At 63.8% G+C, this 10,914-nt stretch carries 11 protein-coding genes and 1 pseudogene; 9 read left to right on the top strand and 3 right to left on the bottom strand.

The annotated features are described in order from the left end of the window. Window positions 1–101 precede the first annotated feature (101 nt). From yidD to rpmH, 3 genes are all read right to left on the bottom strand, one after another. Entirely contained in the window at window positions 102–395 is a 294-nt protein-coding gene (yidD, locus tag ACDELDRAFT_RS14525; RefSeq protein ID WP_040329319.1) for a membrane protein insertion efficiency factor YidD, read from the bottom strand. Further along, the gene (locus tag ACDELDRAFT_RS14520; protein WP_005798104.1) at window positions 395–895 is read right to left on the bottom strand and encodes a ribonuclease P protein component; all 501 of its coding nucleotides are present in this window, start codon (window positions 893–895) and stop codon (window positions 395–397) included. The genes yidD and ACDELDRAFT_RS14520 overlap by 1 nt, the downstream gene beginning before the upstream one ends. Window positions 896–968: 73 nt before the next feature. Continuing rightward, window positions 969–1,103: a 50S ribosomal protein L34 gene (gene rpmH, locus ACDELDRAFT_RS14515; protein WP_005798102.1), complete on the bottom strand. Its 135-nt coding sequence runs from the start codon at window positions 1,101–1,103 to the stop codon at window positions 969–971. 354 nt (window positions 1,104–1,457) lie between these two features. Between rpmH and dnaA the strand changes: the two genes are divergently transcribed. The 9 genes and pseudogenes from dnaA to ACDELDRAFT_RS14465 form a co-directional block, all read left to right on the top strand. Next, on the top strand, window positions 1,458–2,873 hold the full coding sequence (gene dnaA / locus ACDELDRAFT_RS14510) for a chromosomal replication initiator protein DnaA (protein ID WP_005798087.1): 1,416 nt from the start codon (window positions 1,458–1,460) through the stop codon (window positions 2,871–2,873). 127 nt (window positions 2,874–3,000) lie between these two features. Then, window positions 3,001–4,119, top strand: a complete 1,119-nt coding sequence (gene dnaN / locus ACDELDRAFT_RS14505; RefSeq protein ID WP_005798085.1) for a DNA polymerase III subunit beta — start codon at window positions 3,001–3,003, stop codon at window positions 4,117–4,119. Window positions 4,120–4,245: 126 nt separating this feature from the next. Further along, the gene (gene gyrB / locus ACDELDRAFT_RS14500) at window positions 4,246–6,870 is read left to right on the top strand and encodes a DNA topoisomerase (ATP-hydrolyzing) subunit B (protein WP_005798084.1); all 2,625 of its coding nucleotides are present in this window, start codon (window positions 4,246–4,248) and stop codon (window positions 6,868–6,870) included. Window positions 6,871–6,898: 28 nt separating this feature from the next. Next, window positions 6,899–7,732 (top strand): DUF3883 domain-containing protein, encoded by an 834-nt coding sequence (locus ACDELDRAFT_RS14495; RefSeq protein ID WP_232504778.1) that lies wholly within the window; start codon window positions 6,899–6,901, stop codon window positions 7,730–7,732. A 38-nt stretch (window positions 7,733–7,770) separates the two neighbouring features. Further along, the gene (locus tag ACDELDRAFT_RS14490; protein ID WP_005798080.1) at window positions 7,771–8,172 is read left to right on the top strand and encodes a YkgJ family cysteine cluster protein; all 402 of its coding nucleotides are present in this window, start codon (window positions 7,771–7,773) and stop codon (window positions 8,170–8,172) included. Window positions 8,173–8,298: 126 nt separating this feature from the next. Beyond that, a complete protein-coding gene (locus tag ACDELDRAFT_RS14485) occupies window positions 8,299–8,550 on the top strand; it encodes a 4Fe-4S dicluster domain-containing protein (RefSeq protein ID WP_005798078.1) in 252 nt (83 codons plus the stop codon). Window positions 8,551–8,742: 192 nt separating this feature from the next. Further along, complete coding sequence (locus tag ACDELDRAFT_RS14480) at window positions 8,743–9,180, top strand: OsmC family peroxiredoxin (RefSeq protein ID WP_005798076.1); 438 nt, start codon at window positions 8,743–8,745, stop codon at window positions 9,178–9,180. Between the two features lie 72 nt (window positions 9,181–9,252). Then, window positions 9,253–10,029, top strand: coding sequence for a DUF72 domain-containing protein (locus ACDELDRAFT_RS14475; RefSeq protein ID WP_005798075.1), 777 nt, complete (start codon window positions 9,253–9,255; stop codon window positions 10,027–10,029). Window positions 10,030–10,658: 629 nt separating this feature from the next. Then, window positions 10,659–10,914: pseudogene (locus ACDELDRAFT_RS14465) on the top strand (homoserine dehydrogenase); the annotation flags it as partial.

The following is a 10,914-nucleotide window of genomic DNA, read 5'->3' as shown; positions in this document are numbered from 1 at the left end:
GAAGAAAGTGGCCTTGTTCCCGTTGTGCAGCTGCCACTTGTCCCACAGCAGAACCATGGAAAAGCCAAAAATCACCCACAGAATGGTGCGGCGAATGTCGTTCATGAAGACTTCTTTGGTGAAGATGGTTGGGTGTTGGAAGGAGAAAGCCGCGAAAAAAGCCGCATGCTGCGCGGCAATTGTTGCGGGACCGGGTCATGGCCCCCGTCACACCAAGGGTGGCAGCGTACCAGCCTGCGCACCGTAAGGTAACTGCCCGCCGCCGCACCGTGCTGCTGCAGCGCCTGCAACGAATAAGCCGAACAGGTGGGTTCGAAGCGGCAGGCCGAGCCCAGCCAGGGGCTGAGCAACAGCCGGTAGCCCTTGACCACGCCCATCAGCAGGCGCTGCATGATCATGGCGCCACCTCCTGCGCCGGCCCTTGCGGGGCGGGCGCTGCGGCCCCGCCGCCCGCACGCCGTGCGGCATACCCGAACAGCTGGAGCAGCTCGGCCCGTACCGCCTGCTTGAGCTGGTCGGACGTGGCACTCACGAACTGCTTGCGATCAAAGGCGGTACGCAGCCGCACCACATGGGCCGCCTGAGGCAACCGCGCCTCAAACGCCGCGCCCACGGTGTATATCTGCCGCTTGATGGTGTTGCGCGTCACGGCACGACGCGCCCAGCGCTTGGGCACCATCGCACCCAGCCAGACATCCGGCACGGCAAACAGGGCCTGCGGCCCTTGCGTTGGCGGCAAGGAACCGGGCCCTGTGGGTGCAGCACTGGCGGAGTTGGCAGCAGGGCTGCCAGCACCGTTCAGCACCAGTCGGTGCAGCGCGAAATGCGCTGTGCGAGAGACAGTGCCCCCCGCCATGGCGGCCTGGAACTGCGGACGGGTTTTCAGCCGTTGCATGCAGGCGCCCCGTTTGGAACCTGACGGTACAAACCGGGAGCAGGTGGGGAGCAGGCCGTAGACCGTGACGGCCTTAGACGGCCAGGCGCTTCCGGCCCTTGGCGCGGCGTGCGTTGATAACGGCACGGCCGCCGCGGGTCTTCATGCGGACGAGGAAACCGTGGGTGCGCGCGCGGCGCGTCTTGGAGGGCTGGTAAGTACGTTTCATGATGCTATTCCTTGAGGTTCAGTTCCGGACTGCTGCTCTTGAACCCCGCCATCCGAGGCCGCAGCGCCCCTTGCGGAATGCGCATGCAACCAAGACTTGCGGGGCAGAAATAACGGCGCGCCGGGTCAAATCACCCTGAACACATTCAGGGAAACCCAAAATTATCGCAGGCTTGAAGCCCGCTGGCAATGCCTGGCACGGCGAAGGCCTTTATCAAGCAACGGGCGCAGTGCCACCCAGCGCCATTTTCCAGCGCCCGGAAGAAGCCCGCAAAATTGTGGATAACTCCTTGACAAGCTACAATCCGCCGCCTGGCATCGTTCCTCCTATCCACAACAAGAAGACGCTCCCGAAATGACCGAGGAATCCCATCGCAGCCCCACGGGCCAACCCGGCACCGATGCGGGCCAGGGGCTGTGGCAGGCCTGTACAGAGCAGCTTGCGCAAGACCTGCCCGAGCAGCAATTCAATACCTGGATCAAGCCCCTGGTGGCGCAAGTGGCCGATGACTTCTCCAAAGTCACGCTCTTCGTCGCCAACCGCTTCAAGCTCGACTGGATCCGCGCGCAGTATGCCGGGCGCATTGCCGCCTTGCTGGAGGCCTTGTACGGGCAATCCATCATCTTGGAGTTAGCGCTCGCTCAGCGGGAATCGGTTGCACGTACTTATGTTCGCCCTAATTCTGCCGAGGCAACGCAGGCACCCGAAGCCGCACCTTCAAGCACCGACGAAGCGCCTGCCGGTGCCTTTCGCACCCGGCTCAACCCGGCCCTGACGTTTGAGACCCTGGTGGAAGGCACGGCCAACCGCATGGCGCGTTCGGCCGCCATGCATGTGGCGGGCATGCCCGGCCACCTGTACAACCCGCTGTTCATCTATGGCGGCGTCGGCTTGGGCAAGACCCACTTGGTGCACGCCGTAGGCAATCGCCTGCTGCAGGACAAGCCCGACGCCAAAGTTCTCTACATCCACGCCGAGCAGTTCGTGTCGGATGTGGTTAAAGCCTACCAGCGCCGCACCTTCGACGAGTTCAAGGAGCGCTACCACTCGCTCGATCTGCTGTTGATTGACGATGTGCAATTTTTTGCCAACAAGGACCGCACGCAGGAAGAATTCTTCAACGCGTTCGAAGCCCTGCTGGCCAAGAAGAGCCACATCGTGATGACGTCGGACACCTATCCCAAGGGCCTGGCCAACATCCACGAGCGTCTGGTGTCACGCTTCGATTCGGGCCTGACGGTGGCCATCGAGCCGCCCGAGCTGGAAATGCGCGTGGCCATCCTGATCAACAAGGCCCGCGTCGAAGGCACCGAAATGCCCGAGGAAGTGGCCTTCTTCGTGGCCAAGAACGTGCGCTCCAACGTGCGCGAGCTCGAAGGCGCGCTGCGCAAGATCCTTGCGTACTCGCGCTTCAACCAGAAGGAAATCTCCATCCAACTCGCCCGCGAGGCGTTGCGCGATCTGCTGTCCATCCAGAACCGTCAGATCTCTGTGGAAAACATCCAGAAGACGGTGGCCGACTATTACAAGATCAAGGTGGCCGACATGTACAGCAAGAAGCGCCCGGCCAGCATTGCGCGGCCGCGCCAGATTGCAATGTACCTGGCCAAGGAGCTGACGCAAAAGAGTCTTCCCGAGATCGGAGAATTGTTCGGCGGGCGCGATCACACCACTGTTTTGCATGCGGTTCGCAAGATTTCCGGCGAGCGCCAGCAACTCACCGAACTGAACCAGCAGCTGCACGTGCTGGAACAAACGCTCAAGGGTTGATGCAGCCAGTGAAGGCCCCCAGGAGAAAGGCCCCGGTAAAAGGGCAAAATGACGGCTTCTGCGGCAGGGAGGAGGCACGACCTGTGCTGCTGTCCACGCACCGTTCCAAAAACCACAAGAGGTTGACATGATCGTCCTGAAGGCAACACAAGACAAGGTTCTCGCGGTTCTGCAATCGGTCTCTGGCATCGTCGAGCGCCGGCATACCCTGCCCATCCTGGCCAACGTGCTGATCCGCAAGACGGGCAATGCCCTGCAGCTGACCACCAGCGACCTCGAAATCCAGATCCGCACCACGGCCGAACTGGGCGGCGACACCGGCGACTTCACCACCACCGTGGGCGCCCGCAAGCTCATCGACATCCTGCGCACCATGCCCGGCGATCAGACGGTGAGCCTGGAATCGGCCCAGTCCAAGCTGATCCTGAAGGGCGGCAAGAGCCGCTTCACGCTGCAGACGCTGCCGGCCGAGGACTTTCCGCTGGTGCAGGAATCCGCCGCCTTCGGCCCCGTGTTCAGCGTGCCGCAAAAAACGCTCAAGGACCTGCTGGGCCAGGTCTCGTTCGCCATGGCGGTGCAGGACATCCGCTACTACCTCAACGGCATCCTGTTCGTGGCCGAAGGCAAGCAGCTCTCCCTGGTGGCCACCGACGGCCACCGCCTGGCGTTTGCCAGCGCCACGCTGGACGTAGAGGTGCCCAAGCAGGAAGTCATCCTGCCGCGCAAAACCGTGCTCGAACTGCAGCGCCTGCTGTCGGACGCGGGCGGCGACAACCAGCCCCACATCGAGATGCAGTTCGCCAACAACCAGGCGAAGTTCACCTTCGGCGGCATGGAATTCGTCACCAAACTGGTCGAAGGCAAGTTCCCCGACTACAACCGCGTGATTCCGCGCAACCACACCAACAGCGTCACCCTGGGCCGCGCCCCGCTGCTGGCCAGCCTGCAGCGCACGGCCATCATGACCAGCGACAAGTTCAAGGGCGTGCGCCTGAACCTGGAGCCCGGCACGCTGCGCGTGGCATCCAACAATGCCGAGCAGGAAGAGGCCGTGGACGAGCTCGACATCGACTACGGTGGCGACACCATCGAGATCGGCTTCAACGTCACCTACCTGATCGACGCCCTGGCCAACATGGGCCAGGACATGGTGAAGGTGGAGCTTTCGGACGGCAACAGCTCCGCGCTGGTGACCATTCCCGACAACAGCAACTTCAAGTACGTCGTCATGCCCATGCGCATCTGAGGCGTTCCAGGCATCACAAAACTACTGTTTTGATAGCTACCAGCGCTTATCAGATAAGCGCTAGAGCCAATTTTCATCATTGAACACATTGGAAACCGCCGGTTTCCACGGATCCCAAGGCCCACCATGACCGCTGACAACACGCAACCCGAGCCCACCGAGAACGGCTCCACCGGCCCTGGTGAGCCCGCAATGCCTGCCGTGACCAAGATCGACACCAACCAGGCGGGCGCCAGCGAGAGCTATGGCGAAGGCGCCATCACCATCCTGGAAGGGCTGGAGGCCGTGCGCAAGCGCCCCGGCATGTACATCGGCGACACCAGCGACGGCACCGGCCTGCACCACCTGGTGTTCGAGGTGGTGGACAACTCTATTGACGAAGCCCTGGCCGGGCACTGCGACGACATCGTCGTCACCATCCACTCCGACAACTCGATTTCCGTCACCGACAACGGCCGGGGCATTCCCACCGGCGTGAAGATGGACGACAAGCACGAGCCCAAGCGCTCGGCCGCCGAAATCGCCCTGACCGAACTGCACGCGGGCGGCAAGTTCAACCAGAACAGCTACAAGGTGTCCGGCGGCCTGCACGGCGTGGGCGTGAGCTGCGTGAACGCGCTGTCCAAGAAGCTGCGCCTGACGGTGCGCCGCGAAGGCAAAGTGCATGTGCTGGAGTTCAGCAAGGGCTTCGTGCAGAACCGCATCATCGAGACAGTGGACGGCGTTGAAGTCTCGCCCATGAAGGTGACCGGCGAGACCGACAAGCGCGGCACCGAGGTGCACTTCCTGCCCGACACCGAGATCTTCAAGGAAAACAACGAGTTCCACTACGAAATCCTGGCCAAGCGCCTGCGCGAACTCTCGTTCCTGAACAACGGCGTGCGCATCCGCCTGAAGGACGAGCGCAGCGGCAAGGAAGACGACTTCTCGGGTGCCGGCGGCGTGCGCGGCTTTGTCGAATTCATCAACAAGGGCAAGACCGTTCTGCACCCCACGTCGTTCTACGCCGCGGGCGAGCGCCCGGCCGAAACCTACGGCGGCATCCCCGGCACGCACATCGGCGTGGAAGTGGCCATGCAATGGAACAGCGCCTACACCGAGCAAGTCCTCTGCTTCACCAACAATATCCCCCAGCGTGACGGCGGCACCCACCTGACCGGCCTGCGCGCCGCAATGACCCGCGTCATCAACAAGTACATCGAAGAAAACGAACTGGCCAAGAAGGCCAAGGTCGAGGTGACCGGCGACGACATGCGCGAAGGCCTGTGCTGCGTGCTGAGCGTGAAAGTGCCCGAGCCCAAGTTCAGCAGCCAGACCAAGGACAAGCTGGTGTCGAGCGAAGTGCGCGCGCCCGTGGAAGACATCGTGGGCAAGCTGCTGACCGACTACCTGCAGGAAAAGCCCAACGACGCCAAGATCATCTGCGGCAAGATCGTCGAGGCCGCCCGTGCCCGCGAAGCCGCCCGCAAGGCGCGCGAAATGACGCGCCGCAAGGGCGTGCTCGACGGCATGGGCCTGCCCGGCAAACTGGCCGACTGTCAGGAAAAAGACCCGTCGCTGTGCGAGATCTACATCGTGGAGGGCGACTCCGCCGGCGGCTCTGCCAAGCAGGGCCGCGACCGCAAGTTCCAGGCCATTCTTCCCCTGCGCGGCAAGATCCTGAACGTGGAAAAGGCACGCTACGAAAAGCTGCTCACGTCCAACGAAATCCTCACGCTGATCACCGCCCTGGGCACCGGCATCGGCAAGGCCGGCGGCAGCACCGGCAGCGACGACTTCGACGTGGCCAAGCTGCGCTACCACCGCATCATCATCATGACCGACGCCGACGTGGACGGCGCGCACATCCGCACGCTGCTGCTCACGTTCTTCTACCGCCAGATGCCCGAGCTGGTCGAGCGCGGCCACATCTACATCGCCCAGCCGCCGCTCTACAAGGTGAAGGCCGGCAAGGAAGAGCTGTACCTGAAGGACGCCCCGGCCCTCGACGGCTTCTTGCTGCGCATTGCGCTGAACCACGCGAGCGTGACCACCGGCGGTGCCAACCCGCAGACGCTGAGCGGCGACACCCTGGCCGAGCTGGCACGCAAGCACCAGATCGCTGAAAGCGTGATCGCCCGCCTGGGCAATTTCATGGACGCGGAAGCGCTGCGCGCCATTGCCGATGGCGTGAGCCTCAAGCTCGACACCGTGGCCGAGGCGGAAGCCAGCGCCATCGCCCTGCAAGCCAAGCTGCGCGAACTCAACACCACCGGCGCCCCCGCCGAGGTGGCCGGTGAATTTGACGCCCGCACCGACAAGCCCCTGCTGCGCATCAGCCGCCGCCACCACGGCAACATCAAGAGCAGCGTCATCACGCAAGACTTCGTGCAGGGCGCCGACTACGCCGCCCTGGCCGAAGCCGCCGAAACCTTCCGCGGCCTGCTGAGCGAAGGCGCCAAGGTGATGCGCGGCGAAGGCGACAAGCAGAAGGAAGAAAAAGTGGGCGACTTCCGCCAGGCCATGAAGTGGCTGATCAGCGAAGCCGAACGCACCACCAGCCGCCAGCGCTACAAAGGCCTGGGCGAAATGAACCCCGAGCAGCTCTGGGAAACCACCATGGACCCCAACGTGCGCCGCCTGCTGCGCGTGCAGATCGACGACGCGATCGAGGCGGACCGCGTGTTCACCATGCTGATGGGGGACGAGGTGGAGCCGCGCAGGGACTTCATTGAGACGAATGCGCTGCGGGCAGGGAATATCGACGTTTGACGCAGACGCCGATTGGGTGGCACCAGCCATGGACTGGTCTCTGACCGAGGTAGAAGCCGTTGTTGCCGACTACCTCAAGATGCTCAGTCTCGAACTGGCTGGTCAGGCTTACAACAAGGCCGCACATCGTCGTGTCTTGCTTGAAAAGCTCAAGGGTCGATCCGCAGGTTCCATTGAATTTAAGCACTGCAATATCAGTGCCGTGCTGATTGATCTGGGCTGTCCTTACCTGCGAGGTTATCAACCGCGAGCCAACTACCAACGGCTGCTTTACGAAGTGGTGGAGCAGCAAGTAGAACGCTTCTCAGCGCTGGATTCGCTGGCACTTGCGGCTGCACAGCAGCCCGCAGTATTTCCGGAAAATGTGGATTTCACGAGAGTCGAAACCGAAGCGCCGGTAAAACGCCACAGCGTGGCCGAAGCAAGCCCACGCTACGGCCGTACCCCTGTCAAACGCGACTATCTGGCAATCGAATCCCGCAATAGTTCGTTGGGCCAAGCAGGCGAAGAGTTCATTTTTCGGTATGAAAAATGGCGGTTGGCTCACATCGGCAAGAGTGATCTTGCTGATCGGGTGGAACATGTTTCGCAAACAAAAGGCGACGGCCTTGGCTACGACATCCTTTCTTTTGACGTGAACGGCCGCGAGCGATTCATTGAGGTGAAAACCACCGCGTTGGGTAAGGACACGCCATTTTTCATATCCCAAAACGAATTGCATTTTTCCCGTGACGCGGGTACTGATTTCACACTGTGTCGCCTGTTTGGATTCAGGCAAACCCCACAATTGTTCTCATTGAAGGGCGCACTGGATCAACACTGCGACCTGGATCCCGTTACTTATCGCGCCAGCTTTTCTTAGCCGAACCGTAAGCCGCTGGCCGACCTCATCCACTTCCCATGCGCTCCCCCATTGCCATCGTCGACGTGGACCGCCTCGACACCTGGACCCGCTACCGCGCCGGCCTGTGCGATACCTGTGCGGCCAACTGCTGCACCATGCCGCTGGAGGTGCAGTTGTCGGACCTCGTGCGGCTGGGGCTGGTGGATGCATTCGAGGCCGAGCATGAGGAGCCCCGGCACATTGCCAAGCGGCTGCAGAAGGCGCGGCTGATTGACCACTTCAACCACAAGAACGTGGTGTTCACCATGGCGCGGCGGGCCAGCGGGGACTGCAACTTTCTGGACCCCAAGACGCGGCTGTGCACCGTGTACGACAAGCGGCCCGAGACCTGCCGGCTGCATCCGCAAAAGAAGAGCCCCAAGCCGGGCTTTTGCGCCTATGGGCGGCGTGCGGCGTGAACGCCCGCCTGGCGTGCGCGTAGCGACCTCGGCGCTGAGCGCCTTGCTCGGCGCCATGTGCCCCTCCGGTTCAACCGCCGCGCGCAACGGACCACAACCTTGCGCAGCGGCATCAGAGGCGTTGCCTTGACGGCCAAAGCCCTGCCCACCGTGAACCCTGACCGCTGCACGGGCTGCGGCTGGTGCGTGGCGATCTGCCCGCCGCATGTGCTGTCGCTGCAGGGGCAGGGCGATGGCCGCTGGGGCCCCAAGCGGGCGGTGCTGCACGACGCGGCGGGCTGCACAGGTTGCGCGTTGTGTGACGTGCGTTGCCCGTTTGGCGCGATCGCCATGGCCAAGGTGGGGACGAACGCAGCGGGACCCGCGGGCGGCGGCTGAGCGCACAACCGCCCGGGATGGCCCCCTGTCAAGGTCTGCATTCGGCAACACCCCCGAAAGCAGCCCTTCTTTGCGCCGCGCAAACGCATGCAGCCGTGCAAGGTTGCGGCCTTGTCCCACAGCCGCCGCAGGGTGCGCGTGGTCAGATGACGGGTGTTCTGGGCCAAAAGGCCGGCAACAAAGGAGCTCCCCATGTCTGAAAAGAAGGCCAGTGTTCACTGGGAAGGCGCCGGCAAGTCCGGCCAGGGCCAGGTCAGCACCGAGACCGGCGCACTCGACAAATACCCCTACGGCTTTGCCAGCCGTTTTGGCGAAGACCGCAAGGGCACCAACCCCGAGGAAATCCTGGGCGCCGCGCACGCGGCCTGCTTTGCCATGGCGTTCTCGTTTGCCGCGGACAAGGCGGGCCTGGCCACCGAAGTCGTCGACACCACGGCCAGCGTACGGCTCAGCAAGGAGGGCGACGGCTTCAAGATCGACCGCATCGCGCTCACGCTCAGGGCCAAGGTGCCGGGCATGGACGACGCCACCTTCCAGAAGCTGGCGGCCGATGCCAAGGCCCACTGCCCGCTGTCGAAGGCGCTGGCCGCGGTGCCCGAGATCACGCTCAGTGCCACGCTGGTGCTGTAGACCTGCGCAGGCAACGACGCGCCGGGGCCGCTGCTACCGTAGCCGCTTCGTGATTGCAGGACGGGCAACGCCATGAATGCCAGCACAAGCAGCTCCCCGCGCATCCACATTGGCATCGGCGGCTGGACCTTCGAGCCGTGGCGCGGCAGCTTCTACCCGGCCGGCCTCGCCCACAGCCAGGAGCTGCACTACGCCAGCCGCCAGCTCAGCGCCATCGAGGTCAACGGCACCTACTACAGCACTTTCAAGCCCCCCACCTTTGCCAAATGGCACGCCGAGACGCCTGAAGGGTTCACGTTCTCGCTCAAGGCCAACCGCTTCGCAACCCACCGACGGGTTCTGGCGGATGCCGGCCCCTCGCTCACCCGCTTCATCGAAAGCGGTATTACCGAACTCAAGGAAAAGCTCGGCCCCATCGTCTGGCAGTTCATGCCGACCAAGGCCTTCGAGCCGGCGGATTTCGAGGCCTTTCTCGCCCAGTTGCCCAGCGAAGTGGACGGCCGCCGCCTGCGCCATGCGCTGGACGTGCGGCACGAGAGCTTTGCCACGGCGGACTTTCTTTCGCTGGCCCGCCGCTACGGTTGCACGCCGGTGTGCACGGATTCCGAGAAATTCCCCGCCATTGCCGACGGCGCGGCCGACTTGGCCTATCTGCGGCTGATGCGCGGCCAGGCCGAGGTGCCCACGGGCTACACGTCCGAGGCCATCGCCCGCTGGGCCGAGGGCGTGCGCGCCTGGACCAGCGGCGAGCGGCCGCGCGATGTGTTCGTGTACTTCATCAACGGCGCCAAGGAGCGCGCGCCAGCGGGCGCCCTGGCGCTGATGGCGCAGCTGGGCTTGCGGGCCTAGCCGCCGCGGCCACCCGAGATGGCGCGGGCACGCCCCCCAACCAAGCCGCACCGTGGCACAGGTTCAACGGGTGCGGACGGAATGGAGGCCGACCACCCGACCCCGCGCAATGAACGGCATCGGCACCTCTCGACCTCGGGCACCGGGCACCGGGCCCGTGGCCTATGACAGCCAAAAATGAATGGAATGGCGTTAACGCGCTTATCCTGATTACGTATTGCGCTACGTATTCAATAGCACACAAACCCTGCCGGCCCCTCGCTCGCGCGCACCGCCGATGCGTCCGCGCGCCACCACGCAAACCCTGCCACGGGCGCAGGGTGGACCGGCGGCAAAGGCGTCCGTTACACTGGTCCTCTTCATGCCGTACACCCTCCCTTCTTTCGCCGCTTGCGCCCCCGCCTTCCAGGCCATGGGCATGGTGCGGCCCGCGTTCACGCGGGCGGCACGTGCGACACGGGCGATGGGTGCACGAATGATGATCTCCATTACCACCGCGGCCACCTGAGCACGCGCAGGTGGCCGTTCCGGCAGCCACCTGGTGATCGCTCTCTTCTCCCCAAGACGAATGAATGAAACCCAGCTCTGGCAGCTGGGTTTTTTGTTTGTCTGATTGTCCGGAGAAGTCCATGTACCTCGATCCCCAGTCCCTGGCGCCCTCGTCCAGCCCCGCCACCCCGGCCCCGCGCCCCCTGCGCGTGGGCATGATCGGCATCGGCACGGTGGGGGCGGGCACCTTCCGCGTGCTGGCCCGCAACCAGGCCGAGATTGCAGCCCGGGCAGGGCGCGGCATTGAGGTGGTGGTGGTCTGCGCCCGCAACCTGGCCCGCGCCGTGGACGTGGTGGGCACCGGCGTCGCCCTGACCAACGACCCGTTGCTGGTGG

The sequence above is a fragment of the Acidovorax delafieldii 2AN genome (assembly GCF_000175235.1).
GTDB classification, from domain to species: Bacteria; Pseudomonadota; Gammaproteobacteria; order Burkholderiales; family Burkholderiaceae_C; genus Acidovorax; species Acidovorax delafieldii_B.
Note: the sequence above shows the minus strand (reverse complement) of the source record. Positions and strands in the feature narration are given on the sequence as shown.